14 protein-coding genes are annotated in these 15,627 nt (G+C 58.8%); 4 read left to right on the forward strand and 10 right to left on the reverse strand.

Annotated elements, in window-relative coordinates; translation table 11 throughout:
• Nucleotides 1–9 precede the first annotated feature (9 nt).
• Nucleotides 10–3,048 (forward strand): multidrug efflux RND transporter permease subunit, encoded by a 3,039-nt coding sequence (locus ACA075_RS23865; RefSeq protein WP_497295739.1) that lies wholly within the window; start codon nucleotides 10–12, stop codon nucleotides 3,046–3,048.
• 77 nt (nucleotides 3,049–3,125) lie between these two features.
• On the opposite strand, the gene ACA075_RS23870 is transcribed toward ACA075_RS23865, so the two are convergent.
• From ACA075_RS23870 to colR, 5 genes are all read right to left on the reverse strand, one after another.
• Nucleotides 3,126–3,353, reverse strand: coding sequence for a hypothetical protein (locus tag ACA075_RS23870; protein ID WP_461955462.1), 228 nt, complete (start codon nucleotides 3,351–3,353; stop codon nucleotides 3,126–3,128).
• 2 nt (nucleotides 3,354–3,355) lie between these two features.
• A complete protein-coding gene (locus ACA075_RS23875) occupies nucleotides 3,356–4,069 on the reverse strand; it encodes a lipopolysaccharide kinase InaA family protein (RefSeq protein WP_497295741.1) in 714 nt (237 codons plus the stop codon).
• Between the two features lie 4 nt (nucleotides 4,070–4,073).
• The gene (locus ACA075_RS23880) at nucleotides 4,074–4,742 is read right to left on the reverse strand and encodes a class I SAM-dependent methyltransferase (RefSeq protein ID WP_497299320.1); all 669 of its coding nucleotides are present in this window, start codon (nucleotides 4,740–4,742) and stop codon (nucleotides 4,074–4,076) included.
• Between the two features lie 160 nt (nucleotides 4,743–4,902).
• Complete coding sequence (locus ACA075_RS23885) at nucleotides 4,903–6,177, reverse strand: sensor histidine kinase (RefSeq protein WP_497295742.1); 1,275 nt, start codon at nucleotides 6,175–6,177, stop codon at nucleotides 4,903–4,905.
• Nucleotides 6,167–6,850 carry a two-component system response regulator ColR gene (gene colR, locus ACA075_RS23890; RefSeq protein ID WP_054045155.1) on the reverse strand — a complete coding sequence of 228 codons (684 nt, stop codon included), beginning with the start codon at nucleotides 6,848–6,850 and terminating at the stop codon, nucleotides 6,167–6,169. The genes ACA075_RS23885 and colR overlap by 11 nt, the downstream gene beginning before the upstream one ends.
• 204 nt (nucleotides 6,851–7,054) lie before the next feature.
• Here colR and ACA075_RS23895 point away from each other — a divergent pair, with 204 nt between their 5' ends.
• Nucleotides 7,055–9,004 (forward strand): LTA synthase family protein, encoded by a 1,950-nt coding sequence (locus tag ACA075_RS23895; protein WP_497295743.1) that lies wholly within the window; start codon nucleotides 7,055–7,057, stop codon nucleotides 9,002–9,004.
• A gap of 54 nt (nucleotides 9,005–9,058) precedes the next feature.
• Complete coding sequence (locus ACA075_RS23900; protein WP_497295745.1) at nucleotides 9,059–9,802, forward strand: phosphatase PAP2 family protein; 744 nt, start codon at nucleotides 9,059–9,061, stop codon at nucleotides 9,800–9,802.
• Between the two features lie 169 nt (nucleotides 9,803–9,971).
• Here the strand turns inward: ACA075_RS23900 and groL are convergent, their stop codons facing one another.
• The 4 genes from groL to ACA075_RS23920 form a co-directional block, all read right to left on the reverse strand.
• Nucleotides 9,972–11,615 (reverse strand): chaperonin GroEL, encoded by a 1,644-nt coding sequence (gene groL, locus ACA075_RS23905; RefSeq protein ID WP_162439429.1) that lies wholly within the window; start codon nucleotides 11,613–11,615, stop codon nucleotides 9,972–9,974.
• Between the two features lie 49 nt (nucleotides 11,616–11,664).
• On the reverse strand, nucleotides 11,665–11,958 hold the full coding sequence (locus ACA075_RS23910) for a co-chaperone GroES (RefSeq protein WP_007948593.1): 294 nt from the start codon (nucleotides 11,956–11,958) through the stop codon (nucleotides 11,665–11,667).
• 247 nt (nucleotides 11,959–12,205) lie between these two features.
• Entirely contained in the window at nucleotides 12,206–12,682 is a 477-nt protein-coding gene (locus ACA075_RS23915; RefSeq protein ID WP_010457646.1) for an FxsA family protein, read from the reverse strand.
• A 66-nt stretch (nucleotides 12,683–12,748) separates the two neighbouring features.
• Nucleotides 12,749–13,480, reverse strand: a complete 732-nt coding sequence (locus ACA075_RS23920) for a HugZ family pyridoxamine 5'-phosphate oxidase (protein ID WP_497295747.1) — start codon at nucleotides 13,478–13,480, stop codon at nucleotides 12,749–12,751.
• Nucleotides 13,481–13,646: 166 nt separating this feature from the next.
• Between ACA075_RS23920 and ACA075_RS23925 the strand changes: the two genes are divergently transcribed.
• Nucleotides 13,647–14,405: an SDR family oxidoreductase gene (locus ACA075_RS23925; RefSeq protein WP_077749886.1), complete on the forward strand. Its 759-nt coding sequence runs from the start codon at nucleotides 13,647–13,649 to the stop codon at nucleotides 14,403–14,405.
• A gap of 127 nt (nucleotides 14,406–14,532) precedes the next feature.
• On the opposite strand, the gene apbC is transcribed toward ACA075_RS23925, so the two are convergent.
• Entirely contained in the window at nucleotides 14,533–15,627 is a 1,095-nt protein-coding gene (gene apbC, locus ACA075_RS23930) for an iron-sulfur cluster carrier protein ApbC (protein WP_497295749.1), read from the reverse strand.

Consider the following 15,627-nt stretch of genomic DNA (forward strand, 5'->3'; position numbering starts at 1 on the left):
GGAATCCTCATGGCTTTTACCGATCCGTTCATCCGCCGCCCGGTGCTCTCCACCGTGGTCAGCCTGTTGATTGTGCTGCTGGGCTTCCAGGCCTGGAGCAAGCTGCCGCTGCGCCAATACCCGCAAATGGAAAACGCCCTGATCACGGTGACTACCGCGTACCCCGGGGCCAACGCCGAAACCATTCAGGGTTACATCACCCAACCGATGCAGCAAAGCCTGGCCAGTGCCGAGGGCATCGACTACATGACCTCGGTCAGTCGCCAGAACTTCTCGGTGATTTCGATTTACGCGCGCATCGGCTCCAATAGCGACCGTTTATTCACCGAGCTGCTGGCCAAGGCCAACGAGGTGAAGAACCAGCTGCCTCAGGATGCCGAAGACCCGGTGCTGAGCAAGGAAGCCGCCGACGCCTCGGCACTCATGTACATCAGTTTCTTCAGCAAGGAACTGAGCAACCCGCAGATCACCGACTACCTGTCACGCGTCATCCAGCCAAAACTGGCGACCCTGCCGGGCATGGCTGAAGCCGAGATTCTCGGCAACCAGGTATTCGCCATGCGCCTGTGGCTGGACCCGGTGAAGCTGGCCGGTTTCGGCCTGGCCGCCAGCGACGTGACCAACGCGGTGCGCCAGTACAACTTCCTCTCCGCGGCCGGTGAAGTGAAAGGCGAGTACGTCGTCACCAGCATCAACGCCAACACCGAACTCAAATCCGCCGAAGCGTTCGCCGCGATTCCGCTCAAGGTCGATGGAGACAGTCGGGTGCTGCTCAGCGATGTGGCCCGGGTTGAGATGGGCGCGGAAAACTACGACTCGATCAGTTCGTTCGGTGGTACTCCTTCGGTGTACATCGGTATCAAGGCCACGCCGGGCGCCAACCCGCTGGACGTGATCAAGGAAGTACGCAAGATCATGCCGGAGCTGGAAGCCCAGCTGCCGCCCAACCTGAAGGGTGAAATCGCCTACGACGCCACGCTGTTCATCCAGGCCTCGATTGACGAAGTGGTGAAAACCCTCTTCGAAGCCGTGCTGATCGTGATCGTGGTGGTGTTTCTGTTTCTCGGGGCGCTGCGTTCGGTGGTGATCCCGGTGGTGACCATTCCGCTGTCGATGATCGGCGTGATGTTCTTCATGCAGATGATGGGCTACTCGATCAACCTGCTGACCCTGCTGGCGATGGTGCTGGCGATCGGGTTGGTGGTGGACGATGCCATCGTGGTGGTGGAGAACATTCACCGACACATCGAGGAAGGCAAGACGCCGCTGGATGCGGCCATCGAAGGCGCCCGGGAGATCGCCATGCCGGTGGTCTCGATGACCATCACCCTCGCGGCGGTCTATGCGCCCATCGGTTTCCTGACCGGGCTCACGGGGGCGCTGTTCAAGGAGTTCGCCCTGACGCTGGCCGGGGCAGTGGTGATCTCCGGTGTGGTCGCGCTGACCCTGTCGCCGATGATGTGCGCCCTGCTCCTGCGCCACGATGAAAACCCCAGCGGCCTGGCTCATCGCCTGGACCTGATTTTCGAAGGCCTCAAGCGCCGATACCAAAGCATGCTCCACGGCACCCTCAACACCCGGCCGATGGTGCTGGTGTTTGCGGTGATTGTGCTGTGCCTGATTCCGGTGCTGCTCAAGTTCACCAAGTCGGAACTGGCGCCCGATGAAGATCAGGGCATCATTTTCATGCTGGCCAACGCCCCGCAACCGGCCAACCTCGATTACCTGAACACTTACACCGACGAATTCATCACGATCTTCAAAGAGTTTCCCGAGTACTACTCCTCGTTCCAGATCAATGGATTCAACGGCGTGCAATCGGGGATTGGTGGTTTCCTGCTCAAACCGTGGAACGAGCGCGACCGCACGCAAATGGCCATCCTGCCCGAGGTCCAGCGCAAACTGGAGGGCATTGCCGGGCTGCAGGTCTTTGGCTTCAACCTGCCCTCCTTGCCTGGCACGGGTGAAGGGTTGCCGTTTCAGTTCGTCATCAACACGGCCAACGATTACGAGGCGCTGCTACAAGTGATGGACCGGGTGAAAAAGCGGGCGATGGAGTCCGGCAAGTTCGCCTTCGTCGACGTTGACCTGGCCTTCGACAAACCCGAAGTCGTCGTGGACATCGATCGCGCCAAAGCCGCGCAGATGGGCGTGTCCATGCAGGATCTGGGTGGAACACTGGCCACGTTGCTGGGTCAGGCGGAAATCAACCGTTTCACTATTGAAGGTCGCAGCTACAAAGTCATCGCCCAGGTCGAACGACCTTTCCGGGACAACCCGGACTGGTTGAACAACTATTACGTGAAGAACACCCAAGGCGAACTGCTGGCCCTGTCGACCCTGATCACCGTCACCGACCGGGCGCGTCCACGGCAGTTGAACCAGTTCCAGCAACTCAACTCGGCCATCCTGTCCGGGGTGCCTCTGGTCAGCATGGGTGAAGCCATCGACGCCGTACGCCAGATCACGCTGGAAGAAGCACCGGCCGGTTTTGCCATCGATTACGCCGGTGCGTCGCGCCAATACGTTCAGGAAGGCAGCGCGCTGTGGGTAACCTTCGCCTTGGCGCTGGCGATCATTTTTCTGGTGCTGGCGGCCCAGTTCGAAAGCTTCCGTGATCCGCTGGTGATTCTGGTGACGGTGCCACTGTCGATTTGCGGCGCGTTGATTCCGCTGTTCCTGGGTTGGTCGAGCATGAACATTTATACCCAGGTAGGCCTGGTGACCTTGATCGGGCTGATCAGCAAGCACGGCATCCTGATCGTTGAGTTCGCCAACCAGTTGCGCAAGGAAAAAGGCCTTACACCTCGTGAGGCTGTGGAGGAAGCAGCGGCGATTCGATTACGTCCGGTGTTGATGACCACGGCGGCGATGGTGTTCGGCATGGTGCCATTGATCATCGCCACGGGCGCGGGCGCGGTCAGCCGGTTTGATATCGGCATGGTGATCGCAACCGGGATGTCGATCGGGACGTTGTTTACGCTGTTCGTGTTGCCGTGCATCTACACCCTGCTGGCCAAACCCGATGCCAAAGAACTCCCACACTAGACCGTGCAAGGCTTGAAGTTCGGGCACAAAAAAAGGCCTCGCATTTGGCGAGGCCTTTTATTTGGGCTTCAATCTGTTCAACTCTGCGGCCTCATTCCTTGAGAAAGTCCGAACATGAACAGCAATAAATCATGATCGGGTTGGGATGCCACGGAGGCTTTGGCTACCCGTGGTAACGGACAGTGAGCATCCGCGCTCACTGAACTGAGGACTTGCGTGCGGGGCTGCTCCCACGCCGCCACCGCCAATGAAGCAACTGCCAAGGCTCCTATCAAAAACACACCTCGTGCAATTTCTAGTTTCATTGCTATAAACCTTTGATAGCGCTGCCAAACGCCGTCTCATAAAAGTAGACGAGTTTGCGCCAGTCTGCCGTGCTGAACGACGAGTGGCGACGCAGCTGCTTCATGTCATGAGCCGCCGCGCGATAGGCGGTCAGGCGTTGCCGGCACTTCTCCAGATCGATCAAGGCAACCTCGACCTTGGCCGAGTCATCTTCGCCGGTGACCCGCACGAATACGTGCTTGATGTAGATGCAGCTGTGCTGCCAACGGCCCTTGTGCATGCGGGCCAGATTCTCGGCCAGTTCCTTCAAGACACGATCATGAACAACCTCGCCGTGGCGCTCGCGACCACCGCCGGCGTACCAGTGTTCGATTTCCTCGAAGCCGTCCAGCGACTTGGTCACCAGCAAGGCGCGCCATTTGTGCGCGGGGTCACGCTGTGCGCCGCAGAAAACAATGTCCGGAACTCGCACATCCAGCGCGCGCAGACCAATGAGCGCGTCACGCTCGCGCAACACGGTCGGACGGCCGAACGGGTGCAGCCAGCTGCGATAGATATGCCCGGTCTGCCGCTTGACATAGAGCAGTTGACCATCACTGCCCATGACACGCTGTACGCCACTTTCTCCACCGCGACGGACGTTGGGTTCTTCTACCCATTCACCACGCTGATTCCAGAAATAGTCGAAGCGGTCCTGAGAAGCGACGTCCGTTTCTGCTGCACATTGCACTGCCATCCTGTTACCTCTTGCGTAATATGTAAACTCGCCACATGGCATAGAGCGGTAAAAAGTCCAGATGTTCCTGAATACGGAACCCCGCCTGTTCAAATTCCTTTTCTACGGTGGCGGCTGGTAACACAAATCGGTTTTGGTAACCTTCCTGTTCACGCCGTTGCTCTGAGCGCTTGCGTTTCCAGGCCTTGAAATTGCCGTCCACCCACAACGAAATGATCACGCTGTCACGCGTGACGCGTTCAAATTCCCGCAGAATGGCCAGTCGATGCTCGGCTTCACCGATGTGATGGAGCAAACGCATGCAGAAAATGCTGTCGACGGCGTTGTCGGGCAAGGCAATGTCGAATGCAGAAGTGTGCAAGGGTTGTACCCGTTTGACCACGTCGGCAGGTTGCGCCTGGGTGGCAATCTTCAACATTGACTCGGAGTTGTCGGCACCGATGATGGCGCGATTGGCTTTTTCCGCCAGCATTGGCCAAAAACGCCCTGCCCCACACGGCAAATCAAGGACCAGCCCTGGCTCACCGACCAGCGCTAGCGCCTTTCGCGCCAGCTGCACGTCACGCCAGTGGGACAGGCGACGGCCGAGGCCATCCTTGTGCTTGCGCAAATATCGTTGGGCGTGTTGATCGTCGTACTTTTCGGAAAAATCGAGTTTGATCGGGCCGTCCATCATTAAGGTCTCCTGAACTTCTGATGACAACTACCTTAGGTAGCGTAGTGTCAGCGTCAGGTCATACCTTTGTGAAAAACTTGTTAAAGAAATGTTCAATCATTACAAGCTTTGTCGGGTTTGCCGTCATGGCTTGGAGCCCCGACTGTTCAAGCAACCGCTAACTTTGGCTCAATTCCACCTGAAAACGACAGCCATTGGGTTCCATATTGGTCAGGCTGACATTCCAACCCTGGTTCTCGCAAATCCGTTGCACCAGCGACAACCCCAGTCCCAGGCCTTCGCCGCGCTTTTCACTGCCGCGCACGAAAGGTTCGAACATTGCCTCGCGTTTTTCTTCAGGAATACCCACACCGCTGTCCTCAACCGTGAAACCCGTGGCCGTGAGGGTCAAACGGATAAATCCATGTTCGGTGTAATGCAGTGCGTTACGCAACAGGTTGCCCATGACGGCGTGCAAGAGGGTTGCGTTGTAGCAAGTGCCCAGCGGATGGCCCGGCTCGAAGGTCAGGCTCAGCCCTTTGGCTTCAATCGGTTCGCGCCACTGGTTGAGCAGCCCATCGGCAACCTGGCTCAGCGTCTGCTGCGGTGCCATGCTGGCGTCTTCTCGCTGGGCCCGGGCCAACATCAGGAAGGTTTGCACCAACTCGCGCATCTCTGCGCTCGCACGGGCAATTCGCTCGACCTGGGCACGGCCGCGCTGGTCGATACCGGGGTTTTCGAGCAGCAGCTCACAGGAGCTGGCCAGTACCATCAACGGCGTGCGCAGTTCGTGGCTGACGTCACTGGTAAACAATCGCTCACGGGTCAACGCCTGGCGCAAACGCCCAAGGGTGGCGTCGAAGGCAACGGCCAGCTCGCCCACCTCGTCAGCGGCATAATCCGGCGCCAAAGGCGGCGCCAGGCCCAGCAATTGATCGCGATGTCGCACCTGGCGAGCCAGTCGCACAACGGGCGCCATCACTTTGCGCGCCAAGACCCAGCCCAGAAAGACCGCCAGCGCCAGGCTCAGCACGAAGCCCACCAGCACCACGGCAAACAGCACCCGTTCACGCTCTTCGAAATCGCTTTGGTCCTGAAGCAATACGTAGCGCCGGCCATCGACGACTTCGACCATCGCGTGATAGGACAGCTGCTCGCGAAAGACCTCGTGGAATCCGGAATCCAGGTGTCGCAAATCCTTGGGGAGCTCGAAGTCCCCCGGCCCACCGCTGAAATAGAACAGCTGGTCCGGCTCGGGGCGATGGCTCCAGTCAGAAACGCTGTCCATCAGCAACAGCCGTTGCAAATCACCGCCCAGCCCGGCCGAAATCAGCTTTTCTTCGACCAGATGCACGGTCGCCACAATGCCCATGGCGAAGGCGCCTGCCACCAGTGCGCTCATCAGCGCAAAGGCGATGATGATCCGTTGAGCAAGGCTCTGCTTAAACTCCATCACGGCCCTCGGCCAAGCGATAACCCACACCGTGCACGGTTTGCAGCAAGGGCTTGGCGAATGGCTTGTCGATCACTTGTCGCAATTGGTGGACGTGGCTGCGCAGGCTATCGCTGTCCGGGCAGTCATCGCCCCACAGGGCTTCTTCGAGAATTTCGCGGCGCAGAACATGCGGGCTTTTCTGCATCAGCACGGCCAGCAACTTCAGGCCGACCGGGTTGAGTTTGAGCAGACGACCTTCGCGGGTCACCTCCAGGGTGTCGAGGTCGTAGCTCAAATCACCCACCTGCAAGGCGCGGCGACCGCCACCCTGGGCACGACGCATGACCGCCTCGATACGCGCCGCCAGTTCGGACAGGGCGAACGGTTTGATCAGGTAGTCATCGGCACCGGACTTGAAGCCTTGCAGCCGGTCATCCAGCTGATCGCGCGCGGTGAGCATGATCACCGGCGTGTCGCGTCGGGCGTCTTCGCGCAGGCGTTTGCACAGCGTGTAGCCGTCGATTCCGGGCAACATGATGTCTAGCACGATCAGGTCATAGTGCTCGGTGGCCGCCAGGTGCAGGCCTGACAAACCGTCCTGCGCGCAATCCACGGTGTAGCCTTTGAGCCCCAGGTAATCGGCCAGATTGGCCAGGATATCGCGGTTGTCTTCAACCAATAGAATTCGCATGGGCACCTCCTCCGCACACAGCAACGGCCGTCATGGCCCGCGCAGCTTAAGGCCAAGTGTGGCTGAGGGCTAGGGCTGCGGGTCGCAGAATCAATTCCCTCAACCGATTTTCGCCGTTAACAAGTTTTTCACTATCGATTCACAAGCCGACTACAGTCTTCAGGCGAGACTCTCGCGTAATTGGCATTAAGGAATGTGTACACAATGGACTTCTTCAAGACTGCACCCATGCGCTTTCTCCTCTTGATTGCTGGCATCTGGCTGGCGATTTTCTTTCTAACCCGAACGCTACTGCTGCTCACTCACTTGGATGAAGCCGGCAGCGGCTTTGCGTCGGTGTTTGGCATCGGCTTGCTGTATGACTTGGGTTTCATTGCCTATGCGACGCTGCCGATGGGCCTCTACCTGGTATTCTGCCCGCCGGCCCTATGGCGCCGCCGTGGTCACCGTTGGATGCTTCAGGGGCTGCTGACGATCAGCCTGTTCGCCATGTTGTTCACGTCCGTGGCCGAATGGCTGTTTTGGGATGAGTTTGGTGTGCGCTTCAACTTCATCGCCGTCGACTATCTGGTGTACTCCGATGAAGTGCTGAACAACCTGCTCGAGTCCTACCCGATCGGCACACTGATGAGTATCCTCGCCGCACTGGCCATCGCCCTGAGCCTTGCATTGCGCAAACCTTTCAATGCCGCGCTCGATGCACCGTTGCCACCCTTGCGCGGCCGTCTATTGAATGCCTTGGGCCTGTTGGTCGTTGCGGGGCTAAGCTCGCAGTTGCTGAGCCAGGATGCGCCGCGCGCCCAGGGTGGGAACGCCTATCAGAACGAACTGGCAAGCAATGGACCGTATCAGTTTTTCGCCGCCTTCCGTAACAATGAACTGGATTACCCGCAGTTCTACAGCAGCCTGCCACCCGCGGTTGTGGCGCAGCAAATTCGTGACGAACTGAACGAACCCAACGCCCGCTTCATCGGCGAAGACCCGCAAGACATTCGCCGGATGATCGACAATCCCGGCACCCTGCGAAAACCCAATATCGTTCTGGTGACCATCGAAAGCTTCAGCGCCAAGTACATGGGCAGCAACGGTGATAACCGCAACCTGACCCCCAACCTTGATGCCTTGCGCAAGCAGAGCCTGTATTTCAACAACTTTTACGCCACCGGCACCCGCACCGATCGCGGCCTGGAAGCCATCACCCTGGCAATCCCTCCGACGCCGGGACGTTCGATCGTCAAGCGTGTGGGACGTGAAAGCGGTTTCGCCAGCCTGGGCCAGCAACTCAGTGCCGTGGGCTACGACAGCGTGTTCGTCTATGGCGGGCGCGGCTACTTCGACAACATGAACGCGTTCTTCAGCGGCAACGGTTACCGTGTGGTCGACCAGAGCAGTGTCGATGAGTCTGAAATCCACTTCAAAAATGCCTGGGGCATGGCCGATGAAGACCTCTATACCCAGACACTGAAGCTGGCCGACGCCGACTACGCCAAACAACAACCCTTCCTTCTGCAATTGATGACCACGTCCAACCATCGTCCCTATACCTATCCGGACAACCGGATCGACATCAAATCCGGCAATGGTCGCGACGGCGCGGTGAAATACACGGATTACGCCATCGGTCAGTTCCTGGATCAAGCACGCAAGAAGCCGTGGTTTGATAACACCCTATTTGTCTTTGTTGCCGACCACACGGCCGGCAGTGCAGGCAGAGAGGACTTGCCGATCAGCAACTATCAGATTCCGCTGTTCATTTATGCACCGAAGCTGATTGATGCTCGGGAGACGGCGCAACTGGCCAGCCAGATCGATTTGGCCCCGACGCTGCTGGGTCTGCTGAATCTGGACTATGAGTCGACATTCTTCGATCGTAACCTGTTGCAAGACAATCCGCTGCCGCCGCGTGTGGTAGTTGGCAATTACCAGCACTTGGGCTTGTTCGACGGGCAAGATCTGGCGATCCTGAGTCCACGCCAGGGTTTGCGCCGTCATGATGAGGCTCTCACCGAAAGTCGCGAGTCACGCGCCACTGGCAGTGATCCCTTGATCACACGAGCAATCACCTATTACCAAACCGCTAGTTATGGCTTCAAGCAACAGCTGCTTGGCTGGAAGGCGCCCATGGAGGGCACCGACCAAGTCAGTGAACGTTAATCCAATCACCCCGGGCTGATGCCCCGGGGCGTTTTCCATTGTTCAGGATCCGTCATGTCATCAACCGCTGTCCGTCCCGCCTCTCGCCCGCTTAACTTCTGGGTGTGCCTGGGTGTCCCCGCCATTGCGGCAATCATTTTGCTGCTGCTTGAACTGACGTCCCTGGACATGGACCTGGCCAAACTGTTCTACGACCCGGCCGCCGGGGACTTCATCGGACGCCACAGTTACTTCCTTGAAGACATCCTGCATGACCGCGCCAAGCAATTGGTCATCGCTTTTTCGGTGTTTGCGATCTTCGGCTTTATCGGCTCGTTTTTCATTGCCAGGCTCAAGCCGTTCAAACGCGAACTGGGTTGTCTGGTGATGTCGCTGGCGCTGGCGACCTCGTTCGTGACCCCGGTCAAAGCGGTGACGGCAGTGCAATGCCCGTGGAGTCTCGAGCAATTCGGCGGCCACGAAACCTATAGCGAACTGCTCAGTCCGCGTCCGCCCACCGATAAGCCTGGCCGCTGCTGGCCCGGCGGTCATGCGGCGACCGGGTTTACCTTGTTCGCGCTGTTTTTTGTGTTGCGAGACCGTCGTCCGCGACTGGCGCGCCAGGCGTTTGTGTTTGCGTTTGCGCTGGGGACGGTGTTTTCCGTGAGCCGAATGATGCAGGGGGCGCACTTCTTTTCGCATAACGTGTGGACGGCGATTTTTTGCTGGCTGATTTGTCTGGGGTCTTACTACTACATCCTGTATCGACCGGCTTCCAGGGCTGAAAAGGTCGTCAAAGCAGACCCCGTCAGCGTCTGAGCTGACGCCATCGCGGGCAAGCCACGCTCCCACAGGGATTGCGCCGAACCTGTGGGCGCGTGGCTTGCCCGCGAAGGGGCCCTTAAAAACCACACCACTTTATGCCGAGCAATAAAAAACCCCGCCGGCTCATCGCCGGCGGGGTTTTCATGTACGGGGTAAGGCTGGCTTACATCATGCCGCCCATGCCGCCCATACCGCCCATGTCTGGCATGCCGCCGCCAGCTGGGCCGTCTTCCTTGATCTCGGCGATCATGGCTTCGGTCGTGATCATCAGGCTGGCGATAGAAGCCGCTGCCTGCAGAGCCGAACGAGTCACTTTAGCCGGGTCCAGGATACCCATTTCGATCATGTCGCCGTATTCACCGGTCGCAGCGTTGTAACCGTAGTTACCCGAACCCTGCTTGACCTTGTCGACGACTACGCTTGGCTCGTCGCCGGAGTTGGCAACGATCTGGCGCAGTGGCGCTTCAACAGCGCGACGCAGCAACTGGATACCAACGTCCTGATCGGCGTTGTCGCCTTTCAGTTCGGAGATAGCCTGCAGAGCGCGAACCAGTGCCACGCCGCCGCCAGGTACCACGCCTTCTTCAACGGCTGCACGGGTAGCGTGCAGGGCGTCTTCAACGCGGGCTTTCTTCTCTTTCATTTCAACTTCGGAACCCGCGCCAACCTTGATCACTGCAACGCCGCCGGACAGCTTGGCCAGACGCTCTTGCAGTTTTTCACGGTCGTAGTCGGACGAAGTGTCAGCCACTTGCTGACGGATCTGCAGAACGCGAGCCTGGATATCAGCTTCAACGCCGGCGCCGTCGATCACGGTGGTGTTTTCTTTGGACAGGATCACGCGCTTGGCATTACCCAGGTGTTCCAGGGTCGTGCTTTCCAGGCTCAGACCGATCTCTTCGGAGATAACGGTACCGCCAGTCAGAACAGCGATGTCCTGCAGCATGGCCTTGCGACGGTCGCCGAAGCCTGGAGCCTTGACGGCTGCGACTTTAACGATGCCACGCATGTTGTTCACAACCAGAGTCGCCAGGGCTTCGCCTTCAACGTCTTCGGCCACGATCAGCAGTGGACGGCCGGCTTTGGCAACGGCTTCCAGTACAGGCAACATTTCGCGGATGTTGGAGATCTTTTTGTCGACCAGCAGGATCAGCGGACCGTCGAGCTCGGCAGTCATGGTCTCTGGCTTGTTGACGAAGTACGGAGACAGGTAGCCACGGTCGAACTGCATGCCTTCAACAACCGACAGTTCGTTTTCCAGGCCCGAGCCTTCTTCGACGGTGATCACGCCTTCTTTACCGACTTTTTCCATGGCTTCGGCAATGATGTCGCCGATGGAGCTGTCGGAGTTGGCCGAGATGGTGCCGACCTGAGCGATGGCCTTGGTGTCAGCGCAAGGCTTGGACAGGGCTTTCAGCTCTTTGACAATGGCGATGGTCGCTTTGTCGATGCCGCGTTTCAGGTCCATCGGGTTCATGCCGGCAGCGACGGCTTTCAGGCCTTCGTTGACGATCGATTGAGCCAGAACGGTAGCGGTGGTGGTGCCGTCGCCTGCGTCATCGTTGGCACGGGAGGCAACGTCTTTGACCAGCTGCGCGCCCATGTTTTCGAAGCGATCTTTCAGTTCGATTTCTTTGGCAACGGACACGCCGTCCTTGGTGATGGTCGGAGCGCCGAAGCTCTTCTCGATGATCACGTTACGGCCTTTAGGGCCCAGGGTCGCTTTTACTGCGTCAGCCAGGACGTTGACACCGGCGAGCATTTTCTTGCGGGCGGAATCGCCGAATTTAACTTCTTTAGCAGCCATGATCGATATTCCTTAAATACTTTGTAGTAGCGGGAAAATGAGCGGGGAATCAGCCTTCGACAACAGCGAGAATTTCGCTCTCGCCGATGACCAGCAGGTCTTCGCCGTCAACTTTCACAGTGTTGCTGCCGGAGTAAGGGCCGAACACAACCTTGTCACCCACTTTCACGGACAGCGCACGCACTTCACCGTTGTCCAGGACTTTGCCCGGGCCTACAGCGAGGACTTCGCCCTGGTTTGGCTTTTCAGCAGCCGAACCTGGCAGGACGATACCGCCAGCGGTTTTCTTTTCTTCTTCGCTGCGACGGACGACGACGCGGTCATGCAGAGGACGAAGCTTCATTGTCGATCTCTCCTAATTGTGGTTTTCATCGGCCGGTGTATTCCCGGCGGGTTTAACAAATCCGGCGGTGCCGGGTGCGGTTCGTCAAACGAACCGCGGAAGTCTGTCTGGCGTGATCGCCAGAAACCTTGCGGTGACCGTTACATAAGGGCGCATAAGCTTATTACAAGGGTGGGGATCGAAATTTTTTGCATCAATGCCCCGAAAACGAACACGGCACCCGAAGGTGCCGTGCAGCTGAAACGCTTTACTTTGAATCGCGGTGTTCGAACTCACCTTCGATCACGTTGGGCTCGCGGCCCAGCGGCTGCTGCGGAGCAGGACCGCCACGTGGTTGAAGATCATCGGCAAACGCCCGCTGGCGGATCGCCGCCTCTTCAGCGCGCTGACGCATTTTATTGGCCAGCAGTCGACGGGAGATCGGCAGCAGCATAATCAGACCCAGCACGTCCGTGACGAAGCCCGGCAGAATCAACAGACCGCCCGCCAGGGCCAGCATCAAACCTTCAAGCATGGTCTGGGCCGGCAACTCGCCGCGGTTCAGGCTTTCACGCGCACGCAACGCAGTGGCCAGACCGGCGATGCGCAGCACGAACACGCCGAGCATCGAGCCGAGAATGATCAGCAGCAGGGCCGGGAAAAACCCGATAGCCCCGCTGACCTTGACGAATACGAACAGCTCCAAAACCGGAAACAGTACAAAGAGCAATAAAAAAGGGCGCATCAAATGGTTCCTCAACGCAAGAATGCCTTGCCAGTCTTCCCTAGATGACGTCGCCGTTCCGTGAATTCAAGCGTCGGCCACTTCATTTTTCGGCCATTGCTCGGCGTGAGCCAGGAAAACCAAGGCTTCGCGCACTTGTGTCGGCGTATTACAGGGAGCCTGGAACGGTAGCCAGTACAGGGCCTGACCAATGCGCAGGTGCATGCCTTCGGTGTCGATACCGGTCAGTTGCGCCGGTTCGGTTTTCGGCAGCCCCGCCAGGTCGACGTAGTGGGCGATGGCTTTGGCGTGATCGGCATTCATGTGCTCGACCATGCTCACTTCGGCTTTGCCGGCGAACGGGTTGGCCAGGGTCAGCTGATCGACCCAGTGAATCGCGCCGAAACCGCCGATGTAACGGTGACGCACAGGTTTAAGCACCCAGAAATCGAAATCGTGGGCCTTGTGGTAGCTCTGCGACTCCGGGAAGTAACGGTAGTAACGCTCGGCTGCGGCTTCGATCGCGGCCTCGTCTTCGAGCTTTTCTGCTTCGGCCAGGTAAGTCAGGCGACCAACGGCTTGTACGTCGTCGGCCTCACGTTCGCCCACAAACAACGAGCATTTCGGATCTTTCTGCAGGTTATGGGTGTGCTGGGCGATGCGGCTGATAAGGATCAGCGGCCGGCCTTGCTCGTCCAGGCAATACGGAACCACGGAGCCAAACGGGAAACCGGGCATCGACTTGGAGTGCGTCGACAGCACCCCGCGGTATTCCTTGAGAAGCAATTCTCGGGCATTCTTGGCCGCTTCAACGCTCAATTTATGACTCCTTATATAGAATCCGTCGAAAAAACGGACAGGCGCCTGGGGATAAGTTCCAGTACGCCATCGGGGCAGTTCTCATGTGCAACCAGGCCACATCAGGTGCAGATCGAGAGGCCCTCTAGGAAGGAAACCACTCTGAACCTGCTATTGGGGCATGCGAATGCAACTCACTGACAAAGTAATCATTATCACTGGCGGTTGCCAGGGTTTAGGCCGTTCCATGGCCGAGTATTTCGCGGGTAAAGGCGCGAAGCTGGCGCTGGTGGACCTGAACCAGGAAAAGCTCGACGACACCGTCGCGGCATGCAAAGCCAAGGGCGTAGAGGCTCGGGCTTACCTGTGCAACGTCGCCAACGAAGAGCAAGTGACGCATATGGTCGCCCAGGTGGCCGAGGATTTCGGCGCGATTCATGGCCTGATCAACAACGCCGGCATCCTGCGCGACGGCCTGTTGCTAAAGGTCAAGGATGGCGAAATGACCAAGATGAGCCTGGCCCAGTGGCAGGCGGTCATCGACGTCAACCTGACCGGTGTGTTCCTGTGCACCCGTGAAGTCGCGGCAAAAATGGTCGAGCTGAACAACAGCGGCGCGATCATCAATATCTCCTCGATCTCCCGCGCCGGCAACGTCGGCCAGACCAACTACTCCGCCGCCAAGGCTGGCGTGGCTGCAGCGACCGTGACCTGGGCCAAGGAACTGGCGCGCTACGGCATTCGCGTAGCGGGCATTGCACCGGGCTTTATCGAGACCGAGATGACGCTGGGCATGAAGCCTGAAGCGTTGGAGAAGATGACGGCCGGGATTCCGCTCAAACGGATGGGCAAACCGGAAGAGATCGCCCATTCGGCGGCGTACATTTTCGAGAACGACTACTACACCGGCCGGATTCTGGAAATGGATGGCGGGTTGCGGATCTAAAGCCACCACAAAACAAATGTGGGAGCTAGCCTGCTAGCGATTGCGGTGGTTCACCCAACATAGTTGTTGAATGTGGATCCGCTATCGCTAGCAGGCTAGCTCCCACAGTTGGTTGAGTTTCAGGCCATCAATCGTCGCTGATGGTGATGTTCGGCATCGCCGGCGATGCCGCTTCCTGCAACACAATCCGCGCGCCGACGTGGCGGGCGAGTTCCTGGTACACCAGCGCAATCGGGCTGTCCGGCTCGGCGATCACCGTTGGCTTGCCGCCATCGGCCTGCTCGCGGATAGCCATTGCCAGCGGCAACGACGCCAGCAGTTCGACGCCATATTGATTGGCCAGCTTCACACCGCCACCTTCACCGAACAGATGCTCGGCATGCCCGCAATTGGAGCAGATGTGCACGGCCATGTTTTCCACCACGCCCAGTACCGGGATGTTGACCTTGCGGAACATCTCCACGCCTTTGCGCGCGTCCAGCAACGCCAGGTCTTGCGGGGTGGTGACGATGACGGCCCCGGCCACCGGGACTTTCTGCGCCAGGGTCAACTGGATGTCACCGGTGCCTGGCGGCATGTCGATGACCAGGTAATCCAGATCGCCCCAAGCGGTTTGCGTGACCAGTTGCAACAGCGCGCCGGAGACCATCGGCCCGCGCCAGACCATCGGCGTGTTGTCGTCGGTCAGGAAGGCCATGGACATCACTTCCACGCCATGGGATTCGATTGGCACGAACCATTTCTGATCCTTGACCTTCGGTCGGGTGCCTTCAGGGATGCCGAACATGATGCCTTGGCTCGGGCCGTAGATGTCCGCGTCGAGAATCCCGACCTTGGCGCCTTCACGGGCCAGGGCCAGCGCGAGGTTGGCGGCGGTGGTGGATTTGCCCACGCCGCCCTTGCCGGACGCCACGGCGACTACGTTCTTGACGTTGGCCAGGCCCGGAATCTGTGCCTGGGCCTTGTGCGCGGCGATCACACTGGTGATATCAACGCGAGCACCCGTCACGCCGTCGAGGCCTTCGATCGCCATTTGCAGCATCTGCGACCAGCCACTTTTGAACAGACCGGCGGCGTAGCCCAGCTCCAGCTGCACGCTGACGCGATCGCCCTGGATGTCGATGCTGCGCACGCACCCGGCGCTGACCGGGTCCTGGTTCAGATAAGGGTCGGTGTATTGGCGAAGGACGGCTTCCACCGCTGCGCGATTGACGGCGCTCAT

The organism is Pseudomonas sp. LBUM1663 (assembly GCF_059695905.1).

What these genes read in the sequence shown, in the direction of transcription:
- ACA075_RS23880 (WP_497299320.1), bottom strand. Translation starts at nt 4,742, where the DNA reads ATGGACGGCCCGATCAAACTCGATTTTTCCGAAAAGTACGACGATCAA.
- ACA075_RS23865 (WP_497295739.1), top strand. Translation starts at nt 10, where the DNA reads ATGGCTTTTACCGATCCGTTCATCCGCCGCCCGGTGCTCTCCACCGTG.
- ACA075_RS23900 (WP_497295745.1), top strand. Translation starts at nt 9,059, where the DNA reads ATGTCATCAACCGCTGTCCGTCCCGCCTCTCGCCCGCTTAACTTCTGG.
- ACA075_RS23895 (WP_497295743.1), top strand. Translation starts at nt 7,055, where the DNA reads ATGGACTTCTTCAAGACTGCACCCATGCGCTTTCTCCTCTTGATTGCT.
- apbC (WP_497295749.1), bottom strand. Translation starts at nt 15,627, where the DNA reads ATGAGCGCCGTCAATCGCGCAGCGGTGGAAGCCGTCCTTCGCCAATAC.
- ACA075_RS23885 (WP_497295742.1), bottom strand. Translation starts at nt 6,177, where the DNA reads ATGGAGTTTAAGCAGAGCCTTGCTCAACGGATCATCATCGCCTTTGCG.
- ACA075_RS23910 (WP_007948593.1), bottom strand. Translation starts at nt 11,958, where the DNA reads ATGAAGCTTCGTCCTCTGCATGACCGCGTCGTCGTCCGTCGCAGCGAA.
- ACA075_RS23875 (WP_497295741.1), bottom strand. Translation starts at nt 4,069, where the DNA reads ATGGCAGTGCAATGTGCAGCAGAAACGGACGTCGCTTCTCAGGACCGC.
- colR (WP_054045155.1), bottom strand. Translation starts at nt 6,850, where the DNA reads ATGCGAATTCTATTGGTTGAAGACAACCGCGATATCCTGGCCAATCTG.
- ACA075_RS23925 (WP_077749886.1), top strand. Translation starts at nt 13,647, where the DNA reads ATGCAACTCACTGACAAAGTAATCATTATCACTGGCGGTTGCCAGGGT.
- groL (WP_162439429.1), bottom strand. Translation starts at nt 11,615, where the DNA reads ATGGCTGCTAAAGAAGTTAAATTCGGCGATTCCGCCCGCAAGAAAATG.
- ACA075_RS23870 (WP_461955462.1), bottom strand. Translation starts at nt 3,353, where the DNA reads ATGAAACTAGAAATTGCACGAGGTGTGTTTTTGATAGGAGCCTTGGCA.
- ACA075_RS23915 (WP_010457646.1), bottom strand. Translation starts at nt 12,682, where the DNA reads ATGCGCCCTTTTTTATTGCTCTTTGTACTGTTTCCGGTTTTGGAGCTG.